General features: G+C 64.0%; 19 protein-coding genes. 8 read left to right on the top strand and 11 right to left on the bottom strand.

Going from position 1 to position 19743, the window contains the following annotated elements; all coding sequences use genetic code 11:
- Positions 1–47: 47 nt before the first annotated feature.
- Entirely contained in the window at positions 48–1373 is a 1326-nt protein-coding gene (locus tag HNQ40_RS11140) for a hypothetical protein (protein WP_184677909.1), read from the bottom strand.
- A gap of 117 nt (positions 1374–1490) precedes the next feature.
- Here HNQ40_RS11140 and HNQ40_RS11135 point away from each other — a divergent pair, with 117 nt between their 5' ends.
- A complete protein-coding gene (locus HNQ40_RS11135) occupies positions 1491–1742 on the top strand; it encodes a hypothetical protein (protein ID WP_184677908.1) in 252 nt (83 codons plus the stop codon).
- A 102-nt stretch (positions 1743–1844) separates the two neighbouring features.
- Positions 1845–2618, top strand: coding sequence for an AraC family transcriptional regulator (locus tag HNQ40_RS11130; protein WP_184677907.1), 774 nt, complete (start codon positions 1845–1847; stop codon positions 2616–2618).
- A 69-nt stretch (positions 2619–2687) separates the two neighbouring features.
- On the opposite strand, the gene carB is transcribed toward HNQ40_RS11130, so the two are convergent.
- From carB to HNQ40_RS11115, 3 genes are all read right to left on the bottom strand, one after another.
- On the bottom strand, positions 2688–6083 hold the full coding sequence (gene carB, locus HNQ40_RS11125) for a carbamoyl-phosphate synthase large subunit (protein WP_184677906.1): 3396 nt from the start codon (positions 6081–6083) through the stop codon (positions 2688–2690).
- 142 nt (positions 6084–6225) lie between these two features.
- Entirely contained in the window at positions 6226–6822 is a 597-nt protein-coding gene (locus HNQ40_RS11120; protein ID WP_184677905.1) for a YfcE family phosphodiesterase, read from the bottom strand.
- Between the two features lie 74 nt (positions 6823–6896).
- Positions 6897–7838 (bottom strand): DUF6263 family protein, encoded by a 942-nt coding sequence (locus HNQ40_RS11115; RefSeq protein ID WP_184677904.1) that lies wholly within the window; start codon positions 7836–7838, stop codon positions 6897–6899.
- A 164-nt stretch (positions 7839–8002) separates the two neighbouring features.
- Here HNQ40_RS11115 and HNQ40_RS11110 point away from each other — a divergent pair, with 164 nt between their 5' ends.
- Together HNQ40_RS11110 and HNQ40_RS11105 are read left to right on the top strand one after the other, a co-directional pair.
- The gene (locus tag HNQ40_RS11110) at positions 8003–8314 is read left to right on the top strand and encodes a tetratricopeptide repeat protein (protein ID WP_184677903.1); all 312 of its coding nucleotides are present in this window, start codon (positions 8003–8005) and stop codon (positions 8312–8314) included.
- 100 nt (positions 8315–8414) lie between these two features.
- Positions 8415–9038, top strand: coding sequence for a hypothetical protein (locus HNQ40_RS11105; protein ID WP_184677902.1), 624 nt, complete (start codon positions 8415–8417; stop codon positions 9036–9038).
- A 21-nt stretch (positions 9039–9059) separates the two neighbouring features.
- Here HNQ40_RS11105 and HNQ40_RS11100 read toward each other — a convergent pair whose 3' ends face one another.
- Genes HNQ40_RS11100 through HNQ40_RS11090 form a run of 3 tightly spaced genes read right to left on the bottom strand, consistent with a single transcriptional unit; the run spans position 9060 to position 11070 of the window.
- Positions 9060–9593, bottom strand: coding sequence for a KdsC family phosphatase (locus HNQ40_RS11100; protein ID WP_184677901.1), 534 nt, complete (start codon positions 9591–9593; stop codon positions 9060–9062).
- On the bottom strand, positions 9593–9961 hold the full coding sequence (locus HNQ40_RS11095) for a four helix bundle protein (RefSeq protein WP_184677900.1): 369 nt from the start codon (positions 9959–9961) through the stop codon (positions 9593–9595). Before HNQ40_RS11095 ends, HNQ40_RS11100 begins: the two co-directional genes overlap by 1 nt.
- Positions 9962–10002: 41 nt before the next feature.
- Positions 10003–11070, bottom strand: coding sequence for a KpsF/GutQ family sugar-phosphate isomerase (locus tag HNQ40_RS11090; RefSeq protein ID WP_184677899.1), 1068 nt, complete (start codon positions 11068–11070; stop codon positions 10003–10005).
- Positions 11071–11120: 50 nt separating this feature from the next.
- Between HNQ40_RS11090 and HNQ40_RS11085 the strand changes: the two genes are divergently transcribed.
- From HNQ40_RS11085 to HNQ40_RS11075, 3 genes are all read left to right on the top strand, one after another.
- Positions 11121–12230, top strand: coding sequence for a segregation and condensation protein A (locus tag HNQ40_RS11085; protein ID WP_184677898.1), 1110 nt, complete (start codon positions 11121–11123; stop codon positions 12228–12230).
- On the top strand, positions 12163–13287 hold the full coding sequence (locus tag HNQ40_RS11080) for a histidinol-phosphatase HisJ family protein (protein WP_221435494.1): 1125 nt from the start codon (positions 12163–12165) through the stop codon (positions 13285–13287). Before HNQ40_RS11085 ends, HNQ40_RS11080 begins: the two co-directional genes overlap by 68 nt.
- A gap of 64 nt (positions 13288–13351) precedes the next feature.
- Complete coding sequence (locus HNQ40_RS11075; protein ID WP_184677897.1) at positions 13352–13555, top strand: putative motility protein; 204 nt, start codon at positions 13352–13354, stop codon at positions 13553–13555.
- Between the two features lie 114 nt (positions 13556–13669).
- Here the strand turns inward: HNQ40_RS11075 and HNQ40_RS11070 are convergent, their stop codons facing one another.
- The 4 genes from HNQ40_RS11070 to HNQ40_RS11055 form a co-directional block, all read right to left on the bottom strand.
- A complete protein-coding gene (locus tag HNQ40_RS11070) occupies positions 13670–15118 on the bottom strand; it encodes a sulfatase (RefSeq protein ID WP_221435493.1) in 1449 nt (482 codons plus the stop codon).
- An 82-nt stretch (positions 15119–15200) separates the two neighbouring features.
- Positions 15201–16169: a 3'(2'),5'-bisphosphate nucleotidase gene (locus HNQ40_RS11065; RefSeq protein ID WP_184677896.1), complete on the bottom strand. Its 969-nt coding sequence runs from the start codon at positions 16167–16169 to the stop codon at positions 15201–15203.
- A gap of 53 nt (positions 16170–16222) precedes the next feature.
- Complete coding sequence (gene dnaB, locus HNQ40_RS11060; protein ID WP_184677895.1) at positions 16223–17647, bottom strand: replicative DNA helicase; 1425 nt, start codon at positions 17645–17647, stop codon at positions 16223–16225.
- A gap of 141 nt (positions 17648–17788) precedes the next feature.
- The gene (locus HNQ40_RS11055; RefSeq protein ID WP_184677894.1) at positions 17789–18931 is read right to left on the bottom strand and encodes a PfkB family carbohydrate kinase; all 1143 of its coding nucleotides are present in this window, start codon (positions 18929–18931) and stop codon (positions 17789–17791) included.
- Positions 18932–19055: 124 nt separating this feature from the next.
- Between HNQ40_RS11055 and HNQ40_RS11050 the strand changes: the two genes are divergently transcribed.
- Positions 19056–19739 carry an acyloxyacyl hydrolase gene (locus HNQ40_RS11050; RefSeq protein ID WP_184677893.1) on the top strand — a complete coding sequence of 228 codons (684 nt, stop codon included), beginning with the start codon at positions 19056–19058 and terminating at the stop codon, positions 19737–19739.
- The last annotated feature ends 4 nt before the right edge of the window (positions 19740–19743 follow it).

Below are 19743 nucleotides of genomic sequence, written 5' to 3'. Positions count from 1 at the left end.
ACCCGACTCGCGATAGAACGTTTAACGGGTAACGCGAAACGTCCCGCTCAGCCCGCCGCAGGTGTCTGGGTGATCAACGACGGCTTGCTGGCGCATTCTTCGTCGTCCTCAGCCATGCAGACAAACATCTGTCGGTACACCAGGAAACTGAGCAGCGCCATCACCGGCACGGTCACCGCGCCGACCGCCGGGAAGATCTGCAACGCCAGCAGGATGAAGAACACCAGCCGCAGCCCCCACTTCATCACGAAGTTGCGGCCACGCGGGATATACCGGCGGAACGGCGCGACCAGCGTCATGCGGTACACAATCACCGCCGGGATCACACCGACGATCCAGATCGCGCCGAGCCCGGCACAGATCAGCAGCACCAACGGCACCCGCATGCCGATGCGATCGATGTAGGCCTTGGTGAATTCGGGGTCCTCAAACGGGTCGTCGCCACAGGCCACGCATTTCTGTCGGGGCTTGCGCTCTTCGAGCTTGGTCGCGCAGGTCGGGCATCGTTTCGCGGCGGCGAGTTGGTACGGCTGCGTGACCATGTCCGCGGGGTCGTCGGTGTCGGACTGCCCGAGCCAACCCACATCACAAACCTTGGGGTTGGGCGTCCGGCAGTTGCCACACTTCATCGCGCAGCGGTACATCAACTCGCCACAGTTCGTGCACGGGACTTTGGACTTTTCTTCTTTGCGGTGGACCCACCACTTGATCAGGTAGATAAACCCGGTCGCCAACCCGATGAGGATCAGCATCACGATCGGGAAGAGAATGAAGAAGAACAGGCCGAACAAGGCCCAGAGGTCTTCGCCCCAGCTGATGAGTTTCTGGATGCCCACGTCGTCGTCTTCGTCGGCGCCGATGAGCAGGCCCACGACGAACGACCGGGTCGAGGCGATGACAAAGGTGCCGGCCGCGGAGAAGGCCGCGGGGATCGCCGACCAGGTCAGCCCGGCCGCCAACACGGGCACCAGCGCCAGCCCGCCGGTGGACTCGACCGCCCCGATGATGCTGTTGGCAAATTCGGCGTCCCCCGCGGAGGCCACCCCCATGACCGTGAGCGCAGCCATGACCGGCTTGGCGTATTTGTCGATCTCGTTGAGGATCGCCCGGGCGTCGGGGTTCTTGGTCGCGGCGATCTCCAGGCCCGCCAAAATCCCCAGGACGATCAGGCAGCCGTTGCTGGTGAACCAGGTCGGCGTGGCCCCGGCCACGATTCCCAAGGCCTTGAGCATGCCCGCCTCATTCAAACCGAACGGCAGATGGGGCCCGAGCCTCAATATCAAAGCCGCCGCGAACGCGGGCACGAAGGCCCGGGAGGCGAACAGCCCCATCGATCCCAATGCCTGCACGATCAAGCCCACGAGTAAACTCATGGATTCATGCTACCCGTTCTGAAGGGATTTGCGTATTCGTGTTGACAGCAGCCGGGTCGCCCCCGACAATGTTTTTCTCCCCTGGCTGATCCGTGTTCCCCCAAGGAAGTCCCCCCGATGATTCAAGCGATCCAACGCACCCTGGCAGCCGTTCTCCTCGCAGGTGGCCTCCTGCTCACCGGCGGCTGTGCGACCAACTACAGCAACGATTTGACTCCGGAACTCGCTTCCTATGGCAAGAGCGAAGAACAAGACGCCAACACCTACGCCCGGGTCATCGACAACAATACCCGGACCATCTGGGACGACTTTGCCCGCATCTTCTTCCTCGATAAGAACTCGCGGCTGAACCCCGCAGTGGTGCCCTGATTCGTCTCCCCACACCGTTTTCCCCAAACCTCCGCACCTCGCGGAGGTTTTTTTATCGGCCCAATGCTTGACAATATCGCCTCCAAAGCCGACGCTAGAACCATGCTGACGTACCTAAACCACGGCGAACGCAGCTTTTTCGAGCACCCCACGCTCCCCGTCCGCCGCAAAGGCTGGGAGTTTTTGGCGGTCGTCGAGGGGCGATGTGCCCCCACCGAACGCCCCGGGCAACGCCCGCATCTCGAAGGAGACCGGCTCTGGGCCATGCCCGCCGACGGGGTGCACGGCTGGACGGGTGTCCCCGAGGAGCCCTGCCAGATCCTGGTCGCCCACTTCGACCAGGTTCCCGAGGCATTGAGCCAACATCAACGGGCCATCTCGGTCCCCCTGACGCCCGAGCAGGTCGCCAAGCTCAAGAGCTTGTTCCTGGAGCTTGAGGAAGACTACATCCAGCCCACCGAACTCACTCGGCTGCGGGCCGAACGGCTGCTGCTTGAGTTGTCGATCACCGTCCTGGCGGACCGCGAAAGCAACACCCGGGACACCGCTCAGCACAAGGTCGCGGCGGGCCTGGCGTGGTACGCCGAGCACCTGGCTCAGCGGCCCAGCGTCGAGGACGTCGCGCGGTCGGTCTCGGTCTCGCCCAGCCACCTGCGTCGGCTGTTCATGCAGGCCATGGGTGTCAGCCCGCTCGAAGCGATGAAACAGGTCCAGCACGACCGGGCCAAGCAGTTGATGAAGCGGACCGACCTGTCGCTCAACGCGGTCTCCGCCGCCTGCGGGTTCTCCGCGCAGAGTGTGTTCTCCCGAGACTTCGCCAAGCGCCAGAACATCACGCCCCAGGCGTGGCGCAAGCAGAGCAACGCCAAAGACTGACGCACGCCAAAAATAAATCGCCGGACGCGGAGTCCAGCGATCAAGATCAAAACCGAATCAATTTCCCACTCAGGCCCGCGCGGTCTCGGGGAAGTATTCCTGCAGCGACTTCACGCCCCAGTCGTTCTGACGCAGGGCCGCGATCGCCTGGACCGCGACCTTGGCCGCAGTCATGGTCGTGATCATCGGTACGCCGTTGCGGATCGCGGTCGCCCGGAGCTTGCCTTCGTCGGTGCCGGCACCTTTGCGGGTCGGCGTGTTGATAATCAGTGCCAGCTCGCCGTTCTTCATCAGGTCCAGCGCGTTGGGGCGTCCGCCCTCCTGGATCTTCTTCACGGGCGTGGTCTGGATGCCCTGGTCGGCCAGGTACTTGTGGGTGCCGCGGGTGGTGAGCACCTCGAAGCCCTGATCAACCAGACCCTTGGCCACCTCGGGCAGCGCGGGCTTGTCGCTCTCGCGGACCGAGAGGAAGACCTTGCCTTCCAGCGGAAGCTTGGAGCCGGCCGACATCTGAGCCTTGGCGAAGGCGACGGGGAAGTCGGCGTCGGCGCCCATGCACTCGCCGGTGGACCGCATCTCGGGGCCGAGGATGACGTCCACGCCGGGGAACTTGCCGAAGGGGAAGACCGATTCTTTGATCGAGGTGTGGGTGGGCGTGACTTCTTCGGTGACGCCGAGCTCGACAAGCTGCTTGCCGGCCATGACCTTGGCGGCGAGGCGGGCCCAGCTCACGCCGGTCGACTTGCCGACGAACGGCACGGTCCGCGACGCACGGGGGTTGACCTCGATCACGTAGATCTCGCCGTCCTTCACCGCCCACTGCACGTTCATCAGACCCCGGACGCCGAGCGCCTCGGCCATCTTGCGCGACTGGGCCTTGAGCTGCTCGATGATCTCGTCCGACAGCGAGTACGGCGGGATGGTGCAGGCCGAGTCGCCCGAGTGGATACCCGCTTCTTCGATGTGTTCGAGCACGCCGCAGACCAATGCTCGCGGATCGTCACCGCCAAAGTCGGCGATGACGTCGATGTCGCACTCGGTCGCTTCCGCGAGGAACTTATCAACGAGGATCGGCTGGCCCGCGAGGTCGGACGCGCCGATCGCCTTGGCCATGTAGTACCGGAGTTGGTCGTCGTCGAAGACGGTTTCCATCGCCCGTCCGCCCAGCACAAACGACGGCCGCACCAGCACGGGGTACGTGATCCGGTTGGCGATCTCGATGGCCTGCTCGACGTCGTAGGCGATGCCGTTGGGCGGCTGCTTGACGCCGAGCTCGTCACAGAGGGCGGCGAACTTGTCGCGGTCTTCGGCGAGGTCGATCGAATCGACGCTGGTCCCGATGATCGGCACGCCCGCGGCTTTCAAACCACCGGCGAGGTTGAGCGGGGTCTGGCCGCCGTATTGGACGACGACGCCATGGAGCAGGCCGCCTTCTTCGCCGAAGGGCTTGCCGTTGAGGCGTTCGCAGATATTGAGCACATCTTCCAGCGTCAACGGCTCGAAGAACAGGAGGTCAGAAGTGTCGTAGTCGGTCGAGACCGTCTCGGGGTTGGAGTTGACCAGCACCGCTTCGTAGCCGAGCTCCTGGGCGGCAAACGCGGCCTGAACGCAGCAGTAGTCGAACTCGATGCCCTGGCCGATGCGGTTGGGGCCGCCGCCGAGGATGACGACTTTCTTGGTATCGCTGACGCGGATCTCGTCGTCCACACCGCACGTGCCGTCGCCCTTCGCAAAGGGGGCTTCGTAGGTCGAGTAGTAGTACGGCGTGACTGCTTCAAACTCGGCGGCACAGGTATCGACTAGCTTGTACACCGGCTCGATCTCGAGCTCCTTGCGGCGGGCACGCACGGCCATGATGTTCTCAACCGCGATCGACCCGAGATACAGGTTCGCCAGCTGCGGGTCGCTATAGCCGAGCTGCTTGGCTTCGAACAACACGTCGCGTGGCACGTCTTCGAGCTTGTCGTAGCTGGCCAAGGTGTTTTCGAAGTCGACGAGCTGTTTAAGCTGATCGAGGAACCACGGGTCGATCATCGTCGCTTCGTGGACCTGCTCGACGGTCCAGCCCATCTTGAAGGCGTACCGGATGTAGAACCACCGGCCCTGGGACGGCACTTCCAGCTTGCGGACCAGCTTGCCCGCATCGATGGGGAACTCGACCTTGGTGCCGTCGGCGTGGGTGACGCCGCGCTGGGCGTTGAGCCACTTGTCGTTGGCGTCGAGGCCGTAGCCGTAGCGTTTGATCTCCATAGAGCGGATGCCTTTTTGCATCGACTCTTTGAACGTCCGCCCGATGCTCATGCCTTCGCCGACCGACTTCATCTGCGTGGTCAGGGTTTCGTCGGCCTCGGGGAACTTCTCGAAGGTCCACCGCGGGATCTTGGTGACGACGTAGTCGATGCTCGGCTCGAAGCAGGCCACGGTCTGGCCGGTGATGTCGTTGGGCAGCTCCCAGAGCGTGTAGCCCACGGCCAGTTTCGCCGCGATTTTCGCAATGGGGAAGCCGGTCGCCTTCGACGCTAGAGCGGAAGAACGCGAGACCCGGGGGTTCATCTCGACCACGACCATGTCGCCGTTGGCGGGGTTGATAGCGAACTGGCAGTTCGAGCCGCCGGTCTCGACGCCCACGGCCCGCAGGATCGCCAGCGAGGCGTCCCGCATGAACTGGTATTCCTTGTCGGTCAGCGTCTGGGCGGGGGCGACGGTGATCGAGTCGCCGGTGTGCACGCCCATCGCGTCGAAGTTCTCGATCGCGCAGATGATGACGGCGTTGTCGTCTTTGTCACGCATCACCTCCATCTCGTACTCCTTCCAGCCGAGCAGCGACTGGTCGATGAGCACTTGCGAGGTCATGGAGGCATCCAGGCCGCGGCGGCAGATGTCCTCGAACTCTTCCCGGTTGTAGGCCACGCCTCCGCCGGTCCCACCGAGAGTGAAGGCGGGTCGGATGATCGCGGGCAGGCCGGTTTCTTCGAGCACGTCCCAGGCTTCCTGCATGGTGTTGGCCACGCCGGACTTGGGGCTCTTAAGCCCGATCTGGTCCATGATTTCTTTAAATTGCAGCCGGTCCTCGGCGCGGTAGATGACTTCGCGGGTCGCGCCGATCATCTCGACGCCGTGCTTCTCGAAGGTGCCCGCCTCGTCGAGGGCGCAGGCGCAGTTGAGCGCGGTCTGGCCGCCGAGGGTGGGCAGGACCGCGTCGATGTGCAGGTCGGTGCCCTTGTGCTTGACGATGATTTTTTCGACCGCTTCGGGGTTGATCGGCTCGATGTAGGTCGCGTCGGCGAACTCGGGGTCGGTCATGATCGTCGCCGGGTTGGAGTTGATCAGGACGACCTTGTAGCCCTCTTCACGCAGAGCCTTGCAGGCCTGGGTGCCGGAGTAGTCGAACTCGCAGCCCTGGCCGATGACGATGGGCCCGGAGCCGATGATGAGGATGGTCTTGAGGTCGGTGCGTTTGGGCATGGGCGTACGGGGGTGAGTCGCGGGGGGAGGCGTGGCGCGTCAAAGGCTCCTCGACCGGGGTGCCCGTGGGGCCCTCCAGCAAGACGCGCTAAATTCGCGGCAGTTTAGCGGTTTCCCGGGTGACCTGCTGGCCGAGAAACTTTCAACCTTTCACGTCGATCAGGTCCGCCTTCGGCGAGGGGCCGGAGAGGTCCAGCAGAGCGACCGTGCAGCGTTCGTTGACCCAGCCGCAGCACTCGCCGGGGTTGATGAACAGGACGTCGCGGTCGCCATCGGGACGGCTCTGGATGCTCGGGGTGTGGTCGTGGCCCGAGATGACCACATCTGCCCCGGCCAGGTCGTCGGGCTTGAACCAGTCGATGAAGTGGGCCATCGCGACCGTGGTCGTTCCCGATCCGCAGCCGGGGGTGTCGAGCGTGACGCGGAGCGGGCCGTCAACGATCTGGGGCAGGATTTTCTTGAGGCCGTCGCGCTCGCCGTCGTTGTTGCCGTAGATGACGTGGACGTGTTCGGGGAAGAGTTTGGGCGGCAGGATGTCGGCGTCCGCGGTTAACAGCTTGGCGGCGAACGGAGCGATCAGGTCCCCGGCGTGAAACACGGCGTCGACTTCAAGCCGGGCAAAGAGCTGCAGCGCCCGGCGGAACGTGGGGAGGCGGTCGTGCGTGTCGCTGAGGATGCCGATCTTCATCGCCGCATTACAACCCGTGTCCGACCACGGAGCAAGGAAAACCCATGCCATAAAACAAGCCCCGCTCGTGCATGAGCGGGGCCTGGGAGGTATGGATCAGTTCGAAAGACGCTGAGGTCCACGGATCATTCCACGGGTTTCATCGTGATCTTGCTCTTGATCATCATGTCGATGTCGATCGATTGGCCGTCGGGCAGGTTCATAGTCATGCCGCCCTCCATGTCTTGATCGACGACCGATGAGATCACCCAACCCGAGGCGCGGTCCATGACAACCTGGCCGGTCTGCGTGCCGTTGAACTCGGCGTCCATCTCCATGCCGTTCATCACGACCGGCTCGGCGTCGGGGTGCGGGCCGATGTTGCCCGTCACGCCGAGGGTCGCGGTGGCGTCGTCGAAGTCTTCGAGGGTGTAGTTGGTAGTGATGGACATCGGAGTCATGCCGCTCATCTGCATCGTGTCTTCCCACGCGTCGCCCCGGCTCACCGCCTCGTCGGGGTACATCGCCCCCATCGCCGCGACCATCTGCTTGATCATCTCTTCGTTGAATTGCAGCTTGAACGCCTCTTCGGCGGCCTCACGCTGCGGGCCTTCGGGCAGGTTCATCGCGTCGATCATGGTTTCCTGCAGCTCCGCAACCCCTTCGACGGTGGGGACGTCGCCGTTGGGCAGGAATTCCATCGTCAGCTTCTGGCCCACCAACGCCCCGAAGCTCTGAGCCATCGGGTTGTTGTTTTGGCCCGGGACGTCCGAATCGAAATCGACCGACATCATGCCGCCCATCTTGAACCGGACCCGGTCGTAGTTGATCTCGATCCAGACCCCGCCGTTATCCGACGGGCGGTCGAGGGCGGTGTAGGTCATCGTCATGCCGATGAGCTGGTCCATCTGCATCTGCTGGCCCATCATGTTTTGGCTGATCTTCTGATCGATATCCAGCACCAGCGTCTTGCTCTGGCCGGGCTGCATGTTCATGGTCAGTTCGATGCTGTCCGCCGCCCCCGCCACGGGCGAAATCAGAAACGCCATCAGCGCGGCCATCAGCAGTGAATTCGAGAAGCGATACATAGGAAGCTCCAAAAGAAGGGAAAGTTGAAAATTGTTGCACGATTAGTGTATCGCGGCGGGTTTCGCAGACCTGACACAAATTAGACGTCTCGTGCCCAGAAATGTTGCGCGGCATTCGGTGCGGCTCGCCAAAAAACCGCTCTCAGGGGGTTATGATCCGGGTGATGAGTGATCGACTGCCCCAATTGATGAAGCTGCTGGCCGTGGACCCCGAGGACGCGGATGTGCCGTACATGATCGCCCTGGAACACGCCAAGTCGGGCGATCCCGAGTCCGCAGTGGAGTGGCTGGACAAAGCCCTGGCCCTCGACCCCGGCTACCACTACGCCTACTACCAGAAGGCCAAGATGCTCAGCGAGATCGGCCAAGACGAGGCCGGCCTGGCCGTTCTGGACGCGGGGCTCAAACGGGCCAACGCCGACGGCAACGCAAAAGCGGTCGGCGAGCTCCAGGAACTGCGGCTGGCGATGCAATAAACCGCCTACGGCCGCTCTGGCTCTGGGGTCAACCCTGAAATTCGTTCCTCCGGGCCTCATTCGGCTGGAAAACCGCCGAAGCCGCGTTAATCTTTGGCCTATGAGCAAGCTCAGCTCCTACGAACTCGCCCAGGAACTTGAAAAAGAGACCCGGCGCCCCAAGGGCCAGGGCGACGGCTGGACGCTGGATCAACACCTGACCGAGCACCAGCGGATGGCGACCTGGGTCTCGATCAACGACAGCCCCAAGATCCTGATCGTCTCCCACATCACCCCGGGGCGACGCAAGTTCTGGTTCGCCTTGGGGGCGGTGATCATCGGGATCATCACGGTGTGGGGCTTGGGCCTGGTGCCGCCGATCACCGAGTTCGGCGTCGTGCAGATCGCCATCACCATCGGCACGCTGGCGCTGCTGGTTGCCTCGATCTACGCCTCGTTCGCCCACACCCGGATGGGCATCAACAAGGTCGGCCTCATCGCCCGCCCCTGGCCCCCGGTGCCCGGCCTGGGGGTCGCGGTACCGCTGAACAACATCCGCCGATTCAAAGTGAACAAGCCCGGCGAAGGGGAATCGAAAGATTTCTACGAGCTCGTCGTGCTCACCAAAGACGACGAACAACACCTCATCGTGCCCAAGATCCCGCTCAAGCGCGACGCCTACCTCCTGGCCATGCTTCTCATCGATAAGGTCAAGAAGTACCGCGGCGGCCTGGGCAATCGATAACCGCCATCCAACTGAAGTTGCTCAGCCGCGGTAGCCCGCGACGATCGCGTCCCATTTGCCCTGCGCCTTGAGGACGTGCTCGACCGCTTCACGGGCCGCACCACGCCCGCCGGGGAGCTGGGTCACGAAAGCAGCCATCTCACATAGCTCCGCCGCGGCGTCGGCCACGGCCATGGGGTAGCCCACCTTCTGCATCGCGGGCAGGTCGACCAGATCGTCACCAAGGTAGGCGGTGTGTTCCAAAGCCACGCCCAACGCATCAGCCAGGCGAGCCACCTCTTTCGCTTTGTCCTTGCAGCCCTGCACCACGTCCTGGATGCCCAGCTCACTCATCCGCCGGGCGACGATGTCGCTCTGGCGGGCCGTGATGATCGCAACCTTCACCCCCGACTGCATCGCTGCCCGCAAGCCCAAGCCGTCTTTGGTGTGGAAGTTCTTCGACTCCCCACCTTCACGGTGGTACGTGATCGCGCCGTCGGTGAGAACTCCGTCAACATCGAAGACCAGGAGACGGACGGAGTTGGGATTTGGGGGTTGGGGGTTGGGGGAAGCCATTAAGTATGCTTTCGTAATGAGGCTTGCAGCGCGTTAAGTCGCCGGCCGAGCGTTTCGGAATCGGCTTGCAATTCAACCAACCGATCTGCCTGACTGTATCCCAACTCGATACAGAGTACGAAAAATGTCTCCAACTCGGCCAGCGAGCCACGAGCGATAGACAGATGCCGGAGGTACTCCTTGGTCGAGTCGCGAGCCCATCCCTCGGCGATGTTGGCGGGCACGGAAACTGCAGCGCGTTGCATCTGAGTTACCAATGCAAACCGCTCAATCTCCGGCAATGTTCTCGCCAAAGCGTAGGTTCGTTTAACCACATCGATGCTTTCACGCCAAACTTCCAGATCCTGGTAAGACTTCACGCTCGTCATGCATTACCCCCAAAACCTAACCCCGAAATCCCAACCCCTACTCAGCCTTCAATCACTTTCAGTGCCGCGAGGTCCTGCACGTCGATCAAGCCCACCGGCTTTCCGTCGGCTGCCACGACAGGGATTTCGTCGAAGCGTTTTTCACGCACGATGTGCACCGCGTCGCGGACGAGTGCGGTGTCGGATAGCGTCGTGGGGCTGGACGTCATGATTTGGTCGATCGGCTCGGACCAGACCTGGGGGCCGGTGCGGATCAGGGCGGTGCGGAGGTCGCCGTCGGTCACGATGCCCGCGAGGGTGCCGTCGGGGTGTACGACCAGCAGCGCCCCGGGGCGACGCAGGCCCGAGTCTTTGGCGTGTTGCTCAGCCAAGGCGTAGGCGTCCTGCACCACCGTACCCAGGTCGATCAGCGACAGGTTCTGACCGGCGGCAAAACGCATGGCCTCGACCACGGGCGTGAGCTGCCGGCCGAGCCCGCCGCCGGGGTGGAATTTCTGGAAATCGTCCGCAGTGAACCGCCGGGCCCGGCTCACAGCCAAGGCCAAGGCGTCACCCAACGCCAGCATCGCGGTGGTGCTGCTGGTCGGGGCGAGCTCGTGAGGACAGGCCTCGGTGATGTCGCCGACCGGGAGCGTGACGGTGGCCTGTCGCGCGAGCCCGTTGCCGGGGCCGTCGTTTTTCGTCAGCGCGATCATGGGCACGCCGTCTTGCTTGAGCAGTTCCGCCAAGGTCACGAGTTCTTCGGTGTTGCCGCCGAAGGACAGCAGCAGGACCGCGTCGCCCCGGCGGATGCGTCCGAGGTCGCCGTGCATCGCCTCGACCGGGTGAAGGAAGTGTGACGGGGTGCCGGTGCTGGAGAACGTGGCCGAGAGTTTTTGGCCGATGAGCCCGGACTTGCCCAGGCCCGACACGACCAGGCTCCCGCCGCCCGGGGCCTCGGCCGAGGGGCCCGACGTCGCATCGAGCACCAGCTGTACCGCGGCGGTGAAGCTCGGGCCGATCTCGATCCGGCGGATCGCGTCGGCCTCGGCGTTGAGCACCTCGCGGGCAAATGCGGCGTAGTCGGTTTCGCCGGATTTCGGATTGGGGGTTTCGGATTTCGGGGACATTGAGCGATTAGGTTAACATGAACCTGCCTTTTTCCGTCAACGAGCGAGATATGACCGATCCAGAACCCGGTGTTTCGGCAGTTCCGAAATCCGAAACCCCCAATCCGAAATCCACCGACTACCGCGTCCAGCTCGACGCCTACGCGGGGCCGTTGGACCTCTTGCTCTACCTGGTCAAGCGCCACGAGATCGACCTCCAGGACATTCCGATCGCTCAGCTTACGGAGCAGTACCTCGAACACCTCCGTGTGATCCAGGCGGTGCCCGGGGCGATGGACGTGGACCGGGCGGGCGAGTTCCTGGTGATGGCCGCGACGCTCGTCGAGATCAAGAGCGCCCTGCTCATGCCCCAGGTCCAGGCCGAGACCGAAGAGGGCGAAGACCCCACCGAAGAAGCCAACGTCGACCCGCGTTTCGAACTCGTCCAGCAGCTGCTGGCCTACAAGCGGTACAAGGACGCCTCGATGGCGCTCGACCAGCGCCGCAGCGAATGGGACGTGCGCTTCCCCGCCGTGGCCAAGACGCCCAAGCCCCCAGCCGCCAGCCCGGAAGACGAGGCCGAGGACTCGGCCAAGCCGGTGGACCTCGACCTTGAAGACGTGAACGTCATGGACCTGTGCGCCGCGTTCGGCCGGATGCTCGACGCCATCGGGTTCACCGGCGACCACGAAGTCACCTACGACGACACCCCGATCTCCCTCCACGCCGACGACATCGCCGACCGTCTCGAACGCGACGGCGGAACCGACGGCATGACGCTCCGCGAGATCTTCGTCGGCCGCAAATCACGCAGCGAGATGATCGGCCTGTTCCTGGCGACCCTCGAACTCGTCCGCCAACGCCGCGTCCAGGTCGTTCAGGCCGACTTCGGTGGCGACATCAAGCTGCAGCTCCGCCCCGAGTCGGATCGCAACGACCTTGACGATCGTGACGATCAGGCAAGCACCGACTGGCGCAATCCTGAGACCGGCGAGATCGAATACGAGTGGCCGGACGAGGCGAGCCGGTTGCGCGCCGAGAAACGCGCAAAAATCCGCGCAACTTATGCAGCCAAGGGTCAGTCGCCGCCCGACGATGCCGATGACATTGGGGATGTTCCCACCCCCGGAAAACAAGCCGACCCCGGAAACGAACCCGACGCCGAAGAACTCGACGACTGACGCCTCCAACGAGGCGCCGCGTTCGCTGACCTTCTGGGACGCCACACCCAACCCGCGTGGCGACTCCCCGACCCACACCACCCCACCGACTTCGCAGCCCGATGTCGCCGCGACGGACATCAACGCCGGGCCGGGCTTGTCGCTCACGTTCAGTGAAGCGGCCGACCCGCCGCCAAGCGAATCCCCGAAGCCCCCGCGCCGCAACCACGCCGACGGCCTGGGGCTCTACGAATCGCACATGCACACCCCGCTGTGCAAGCACGCCAAGGGCGGCATCGAGCAATACGCCCAGGTCGCCCTGAAACGCGGCCTGTCGGGTGTCATCGTCACCTGCCACAACCCCATGCCCGACGGCTACGCCGCGGACATGCGCATGGACGAAGCGCAGCTCGATGAATACGTGATGTACGTTGACCGCGCCCGCCACGTCATGGAAGGCCGCGTCGATGTTCGGCTCGGGCTCGAGGCCGATTACGTGCCGGGCTACGAGACCTATCTCGAAAAACAACTCGCCTCGCACGACTTCGATTTCGTGCTCGGTTCGGTGCACCCACAGGTCCCCGAATACCAGGCGAAGTACTACGAAAAAGACACGTTCAAGTTCCAGCAGCTGTACTTCCAGCACCTGGCCGACTCGGCCGAGACGGGGCTGTTCGATTCGCTGGCCCACCCCGACCTGATCAAGATGCTCATGCCCCGCCACTGGAGCGTGAGCAAGATCCTCGGCGACGTGTGCAAGAGCCTGGACCGCATCGCCGCGACCGGCGTCGCGATGGAGTTCAACACCTCCGGCTGGCGTCGCCCCATGAACGAGGCCTGCCCCGGGTCGCGGATCCTTTACGAGATGGCCCGCCGACGTATCCCCATCACGCTCGGCTCCGACGCCCACTCGCCCAAGCGTGTCGGCTCCAACTTCCGCCAGGCCCTGCGTCTCATCCAGGCCGCGGGTTACCGCAAGATCAGCGTCTTCCTGCAACGCGAGCGCCACGACCTGGACATCGCCACGGTCTACCGCCAACTCGTCCCGGAAACGCCCGCCGCTCCGGTCGAAGCCTGATCCTTCATCCGATAACCAAATACCACGCTCAATCCCGATTCGAGGGAACGCCGATAGCGTTTGCATGAGCAGCTTCTCCGCCGCCGACGCCAGCGCCCTGACGCAATCGACCATCGCCGCCGAGGTGAGCATGGCCGTGGCCAAGAAATCGCTGGACCACCAGAAGCAGCAAGGCGCTGCCGCCCTGTCGCTGCTCGACGCCGCGTCGCAGATCGCCGCCCAGCCGATCGACCCCAGCAAGGGGCTGGCGATCGATGTGACCGGCTAATCGAACACACCCGACATCGAAATCCAAGATCAATCCGGTCGCTGTCCCGTGCTCGGCCCGGCGCTATTTCGTCTGGCCTCGTTGACACAGGATTCATTTCCGCATCGAAGGGAATTACTTCGCCGGCGAACGCTTGGGCAGCTTGGCATCCAGCCGCTCCGCCAAGGCCTGGGCCAACGCGGGCTGCTCCTCCGCGAGGTTGCGTGTCTCCGCTTCGGGCGTGGTGTGGTCGTACAGCTCCACCGCCCCGCTGTTGTGCAGGACCAGGCGATGGGTGTCGGTCCGGAGCGTCCGCCCAGGGTGGTGGTAGCTGACCGCCTCGTGGCCGACCGCGGCCGGGTCCTCCAGCATCGCACGCAACGAACGCCCATCGGCAAACTCGGGATTGGCCAGGCCGACGAGATCACTGAGCGTGGGGAAGATGTCGATCGTCTCGACCACCGCGTCGGTAGCAACGCCCTGCTGCTGCATCTGGTGACTCACCACGATCAACGGCGAACGCAGCGATTCTTCGTACAGCGTGTGTTTGCCCCACACCGCGTGTTCCCCGAGGTGCCAGCCGTGGTCGCCCCACAGCACCACGATCGTATTCTCCGCCGCCCCACTCGCTTCGAGCCTTTCGATCAGCCGACCCACCTGGGCGTCGACATACGTCACACAGGCCGCGTAGTGCCGACGCACCTCATCAGCAAAATCGGCGTCCACGTTCGGGTCGCGGTCCCACAGGAAGTAGCGGTTGAATTCACCCGACCCGTGCCACGTCGAGACCCCCTTGGGCTTGGCGGGGTGCGGGATCGGCGGGAGTTCAACGCCGACGTACGGCTGCATGTAACGGGCCGGGGCACCGAACGGCAGGTGCGGACGGATGAAACCCACCGCCAGAAAGAACGGCTTGCCGCTGTCCGCCGCCAGCTCATCGAATTGGCGGATCGCCTCTTCGGTGATCAGGCCGTCGGGGTAGATCGAGTCGTCGCCCTCCGCGGATTGATACACATGCATCGCCCCGGGCTTCTTCCGAACTTCACCGTGGGCCAACCCGTGCATCGCGCCAACCGGCGTCTCCCAATCCCCCGCAGGCATCAGGTGTCGGTCCCAGGATTGGGGCAGCTCGGGCCGATCGTCCTGATTCCATCCATTGCCCATCCGCCCGCCAGGGAAGTGCGAAATCTTGCCCACCGAGACGGTGGTGTAGCCGTGCTGTCGGAACCACGCCGGCATGGTCGGCGGCACATCGGCGCCGCTGTTCAGTCGATCCGCCCGATCGCTCAACGCCTTATTCCCCACCGGGCCGTACAGGCCGGTGAGCAGGGCATACCGCGAAGCGCCGCACGTCGGAGCCTGCACGTAGTGCCGGTTGAACTGTCGGCCGCGCGCCGCCAATTGATCGATGTGCGGGGACTGGATGTAGTCTTTGCCGTAAGAGCCCAACTCGGGGCGCAGGTCATCGATGCAAATCAGCAAGACGTTGGGGCGAGCCGGCTCCGGCTGGGCCGATACCGGCACCGCCAGGATGAAGAGCGCCACGAAACACCAGCCCAGAATCATCGCGTTTGTTTTTCGCATCGGAATCCCACTAAATCAATAGAGACAAAACCCCTCAGAATGAGGGATTCGAGCGTCAATTATTTAGCATTAACCCCGCGTGTCAATCCACCACGGTGATCGCACCCGAGACGACTTCGACCACGCGTTCGTGGAACTTGCCGTTGGTCGCGATGATGCCACGGTTGTTTTCCAGCGTTCGGCCGAGCGAGAAGTCCACCGGCTTGCCCAGGACGTCGGTGACGGTGCCGCCCGCTTCTTCGACGACGATCATGCCCGCGGCATGGTCCCAGATTTTTTCGCGGTAGCCCGGGCGCGTGGGCAGGCGGAGGTAGATCGCGGCGTTGCCACGAGCGACCGCGGCGTACTTGCACTGGCTGTCGATGCGGTACGGCTCGGCGGTGATGCCGAGTTCCGAGGCGATTTTCACCGAGGCGTCCTGGTCGCTGTGGCCGGACTCGACCGATTCGCAGAAGTTGGCTTGCGAGACGTCTTCGATGTCGCTGACGCCCACGGTTTCACCGTCGGTACCTTCGCCGTCGATCGAGAGTTTCTTGGCCCCTTCGCCGCGGACGGCGGTCATGAGCAGGCCGCCGTCGAGGTTCGGGCAGCCGAGCACGCCGAGCACGACCTTGCCGTTTTCGATGAGGCCCAGGGCCACCGCGTACTGCTCGCCGCGTAGGAAGCCCTTGGTGCCGTCGATCGGGTCGAGGGTCCAATAAGTGGTGACGCCGGGGTCGCTGGCGGGGTCGAACCCGCCGTGGTCGATCGCTTCGAGGGCCTCGGCTTCGCTCATGCCCGCGTGCTGGGCGACCTTGGCCCGCAACTCGGCCGCTTCGTCTTCCCGCAGTTCCTTGGAATCTTCCTCGCCCACCACCGGCACGCCGGGGAACGCCGCCTTGAGCGCCCCGCACACCACCGCCTGCGACGCGAAGTCGGCCACGGTAACGGGCGATTTGTCCTTTTTCTCCAGCGTCGCGGCCGTCACCAGGTTGGCCTGGACCTGCTGGCAGACCTTCGAGGCGGCACGAACGGCGGACACAGCGATTTGAAGCTCAGATTCGTATTTCATGGTGCTGAGTCTATCGGATAACTTAACTCGGCTGGCCAATAAGAATCTGTGAATCAATAACCCGCCGCGCCCATCTGGCTGCCGGTGGCGAGGTTGAGGAAGCGGGTGGTCGGGCCGTGGAAGTTGAGCTTCACGGTGCCGGTCGGGCCGTTACGCTGCTTGTTCACGATGACCTCGGCGATGTTGTTGTCTTCGTACTCCTCGTCGCCGCGGTGGTAGTAGTCCTCGCGGTGGAGCATCATGATGACGTCAGCGTCCTGTTCGATCGAGCCCGACTCCCGCAGGTCGCTCATGCGGGGGCGGTGGCCTTCACGCTGCTCGGCCGCACGGTTCAGCTGGCTCAAACACACAACGGGGACTTCGAGCTCACGGGCGAGCGCCTTCACGCCACGGCTGATCGCCGAGACCTCGTTCTGACGGCCGTCGCGTCCGGCACTCGGGGCGGACATGAGCTGGAGGTAGTCGATGAAGACCGCCTGGATGTCGTGGCGTTGTTTCATCCGCCGTGCCTTCGCACGCAGGCCCATTAGCGTGAGGCCCGCGGTGTCGTCGATGTAGATCGGCGCCTCGGAGAGCTCGCCGACGGTCAGCGTCAGCTTGCCGAAGTCGTCGCGGCTGAGCATGTTGCGACGCACCTTGTTCGAGTCGACGCCCGACCGCGAGCAGAGCATCCGCTGGGCGAGCTGCTGCTTGGACATTTCCAAGCTGAAGATCGCCACCGGCACCTTGTTGATCGCCGCCATGTGCTCGGCGATGTTCACGGCAAACGCGGTCTTACCCATCGACGGGCGGGCCGCGATGATCACCATCTCGCCGGCCTGCAGGCCGTTGGTCATCTCATCGAGCTCGAAGAAGCCGGTCTCGAACCCCGTCACCGCCCGGCCGTCTTCGCGCTCGAGCTTCTCGAAGGTTTCTTTGAGCAGCACGTCGATCGCTGCCGGCTCATCGTCGCCCTTCTTCTCGGCGATCTCGAAGATCTGCGTCTCGGCCCGGTCGAGCAGGTCGTACACCGGCTCGTCGCTGTGGTAGCACTCGTGCAGCACCTGGCCGGTTGTCTCGATCAGGCGGCGAAGGATCGCTTTGTCGCGGACGATCTGGGCGTAGCGTGTCGCTCCCGACGAATCGGGCACCGCGTCGACCAGTGACAGCAGCGCTTCCAGCCCGCCGACCTCTTCGAGCATCTGCTTGTCGGCCAGCTTCTGGTTGAGCTGGACCATGTCCACCGATTGGGACTGGTCGTACAACTCGACGACGGACTCGAAGATCGCGGCGTGGGCGGGCTTGTAGAAATCGTCAGCCCCCTTGAGCACCTGCAGCACGTCGCCGACGACCTGCCAGTCGAGGATCATAGCGCCCAGCAGGGCCATCTCGGCCTCGAGCGCGTGAGGCGGCTGCTTGTCGAACAGCGGGCCGATCTCGATCACGCCCTTGCGTTTGCGATCCCGGTCTCCGAATTCAAAGCTGCTGGCCGTGCTCATAGGAATCTCCAACAAGACAGTTTAACCGGCCCGAGCCTGAGCCCGGCCGTGTCGGAAAAGCGTGGAAAAGCTGACGAAACAACGGTGGGCGATGCCCACCCTACTTCACACCCCACGCCAGCCGGAGGCCGCGGAGCGGAATCACTCGGCCGGGGGCAGGTGGTCGCAGAACTCGGCCAGCTGGTCGAGGCTGGGGCTGTGGGCGTTGCGGACGTAGTAGCCGCTGGTGCCCACGCCGGTGCAGAGACATTCTTCGATCGGCAGGCCCGCGAGCAAGCCCAGGCAGAAGCCGCCGTTGAAGTTGTCGCCTGCGCCGGTCGAGAGCTTGGGCTTGGCGACAAACGGGCCGAGGAACGAGGCAGTCTGGACACCACCCTCGGCGTCGAGCATCGCGGCCGCCGCGCCCTTCCGGGGGTGAATGACGCAGCAGTAGATACCCATCGCCTCGCGGATCGCAGCGGCAGAAGCCTCGATCGCCGCTTCCGGGTCGCTCGGCACATCCAGGCCCAGCACTTCCGAGGCCTGGGTCGATTCGCTGAGGTTCAGGCCCAGGGTCACGTCCGCCGCGCCCTGCAGTTTCGAGAGCAGGTCCAACGCCCCGCGGATGTCGGCGGGCGTCCGCTTGGCGGGGTCGGCCAGGTCGACAAAGATTTTCTTGCGTTCGGCTGCATTCTCGGCCGCGAGCAGGTCGCCGATGTGCGACCAGATGGTTTCGACCTTGTTGAGCATGGTCCAGTTGGCCAAGCCGATCAGTCGGCTGCGGTGGACGAGTTGGGCAAACATGTCGGCCCCGACCGCCGTCTCGACCGTCGGCCAATCGAGGTTGCTGATGGTTTCGTACTTGCCCAGCATGAGCTTGCCGTCATCGAACTCCAGCGCATCGGTGAAGCCGGGCTCGGCGACGCTGAAGACCTCGGCCGCCTCGGAGAACTCCTTGAACACCGGGTGGATCGACGGGTAGCCCAGGCAGCCGACGTAGCTGATCGCCACTCCGGCGGAGGCCAGCGCGTTGGCCATGATCGGGCCGTTGCCGCCGAGCTTTTCGAGGTTGACCACCAGCTCGTAGTTGCTGGACTGCCCCGCCTTGGCGGACACCCGGGCGCCGAAGTCGGCGATGGTCGGAATCGGGTCGAAGCTCTCGACGCTGTGGCGTTTGTCGACCACCGAGATGATCGAATCGACAAAGCCGTCGAAGCCGATCAGAGCGGGCGAAGGGTTGGGCTGCGCCGCGAAAGCTCGGAGGCCCGCGGCGGTGGATTTAGCGATATCGGCGCGATCTTTCATAGGGGCGAAGCGTATCAAAATCGATGGGCTTCCGCCCCAAACTTCGCCGAGAATTCACGCGATCAGCCGGGCAGATGGTCTACGATAAACAAAGGATATTGACATCCCCCCACGGAGCCTGGGCATGAAACTCCGTCCCCTTCCGTCCCTTGTCATCCTGTTCCTTATCGTTGGCATGGCCCTCCCCGGAGCCGCAGGAAGCCACGCCACGATGCTATGCGCCGCTCAGTGGCCGGAGTATTTTCCCTCGGTGTTCGCGGTGGCCGAACAGGACGACGCCACGCCAACCCCCGCCCTGCTCGCTGACAATGGCGAATCCGTTCTCGATGAAACGGGGGATCAGGATATCCGGTGGCGGCCCGAGTCCTTTGTCTCGTTCGCGTACGGCGACGAAGGCGGTGCCGTGCAGGCTCATGTCGGAGCCTCCTACGAATTCGACCCGGTCAACCGCGTCGAGGTCGTGCCGCAGCTCGGGTTCGGCGTGGCCCAGAACACCGACCAGGACCGGCCGTGGATCACGTCGTTCGACCTGCAGATGCGCTGGACGCCGTGGGAATACGACGGGTGGGAGGCGTTCCTGGAGTGGGGGGCCGGGCTGCAATACGTCGGCCCGGAAAGCATGCCCCGCTCGGGCACGCACGCCAACGGCCGGCTCCGCGCCGGGGTCGGTATCCGCTACGACCTGGAAGAACGCATGGATCTGCTCGCCGGGGCGGGCTGGCTGCACATGTCCAACGGCAACGCCCTGCAACCCAACGTCGGCCACGACGGGCCGATGTTTTACCTGGGCTTGAGCTGGCGATTCTGAGCTG

The sequence above is a fragment of the Algisphaera agarilytica genome (genome assembly GCF_014207595.1).
Taxonomy (GTDB): Bacteria; Planctomycetota; Phycisphaerae; order Phycisphaerales; family Phycisphaeraceae; genus Algisphaera; species Algisphaera agarilytica.
This window is presented reverse-complemented; position numbering and strand designations above follow the sequence as displayed.

Excerpts from the sequence above, each read along its gene's own strand:
- HNQ40_RS11140 (WP_184677909.1), bottom strand. The coding sequence starts at position 1,373 with ATGAGTTTACTCGTGGGCTTGATCGTGCAGGCATTGGGATCGATGGGG.
- HNQ40_RS11135 (WP_184677908.1), top strand. The coding sequence starts at position 1,491 with ATGATTCAAGCGATCCAACGCACCCTGGCAGCCGTTCTCCTCGCAGGT.
- HNQ40_RS11130 (WP_184677907.1), top strand. The coding sequence starts at position 1,845 with ATGCTGACGTACCTAAACCACGGCGAACGCAGCTTTTTCGAGCACCCC.
- carB (WP_184677906.1), bottom strand. The coding sequence starts at position 6,083 with ATGCCCAAACGCACCGACCTCAAGACCATCCTCATCATCGGCTCCGGG.
- HNQ40_RS11120 (WP_184677905.1), bottom strand. The coding sequence starts at position 6,822 with ATGGCATGGGTTTTCCTTGCTCCGTGGTCGGACACGGGTTGTAATGCG.
- HNQ40_RS11115 (WP_184677904.1), bottom strand. The coding sequence starts at position 7,838 with ATGTATCGCTTCTCGAATTCACTGCTGATGGCCGCGCTGATGGCGTTT.
- HNQ40_RS11110 (WP_184677903.1), top strand. The coding sequence starts at position 8,003 with ATGAGTGATCGACTGCCCCAATTGATGAAGCTGCTGGCCGTGGACCCC.
- HNQ40_RS11105 (WP_184677902.1), top strand. The coding sequence starts at position 8,415 with ATGAGCAAGCTCAGCTCCTACGAACTCGCCCAGGAACTTGAAAAAGAG.
- HNQ40_RS11100 (WP_184677901.1), bottom strand. The coding sequence starts at position 9,593 with ATGGCTTCCCCCAACCCCCAACCCCCAAATCCCAACTCCGTCCGTCTC.
- HNQ40_RS11095 (WP_184677900.1), bottom strand. The coding sequence starts at position 9,961 with ATGACGAGCGTGAAGTCTTACCAGGATCTGGAAGTTTGGCGTGAAAGC.
- HNQ40_RS11090 (WP_184677899.1), bottom strand. The coding sequence starts at position 11,070 with ATGTCCCCGAAATCCGAAACCCCCAATCCGAAATCCGGCGAAACCGAC.
- HNQ40_RS11085 (WP_184677898.1), top strand. The coding sequence starts at position 11,121 with ATGACCGATCCAGAACCCGGTGTTTCGGCAGTTCCGAAATCCGAAACC.
- HNQ40_RS11080 (WP_221435494.1), top strand. The coding sequence starts at position 12,163 with ATGTTCCCACCCCCGGAAAACAAGCCGACCCCGGAAACGAACCCGACG.
- HNQ40_RS11075 (WP_184677897.1), top strand. The coding sequence starts at position 13,352 with ATGAGCAGCTTCTCCGCCGCCGACGCCAGCGCCCTGACGCAATCGACC.
- HNQ40_RS11070 (WP_221435493.1), bottom strand. The coding sequence starts at position 15,118 with ATGCGAAAAACAAACGCGATGATTCTGGGCTGGTGTTTCGTGGCGCTC.
- HNQ40_RS11065 (WP_184677896.1), bottom strand. The coding sequence starts at position 16,169 with ATGAAATACGAATCTGAGCTTCAAATCGCTGTGTCCGCCGTTCGTGCC.
- dnaB (WP_184677895.1), bottom strand. The coding sequence starts at position 17,647 with ATGAGCACGGCCAGCAGCTTTGAATTCGGAGACCGGGATCGCAAACGC.
- HNQ40_RS11055 (WP_184677894.1), bottom strand. The coding sequence starts at position 18,931 with ATGAAAGATCGCGCCGATATCGCTAAATCCACCGCCGCGGGCCTCCGA.
- HNQ40_RS11050 (WP_184677893.1), top strand. The coding sequence starts at position 19,056 with ATGAAACTCCGTCCCCTTCCGTCCCTTGTCATCCTGTTCCTTATCGTT.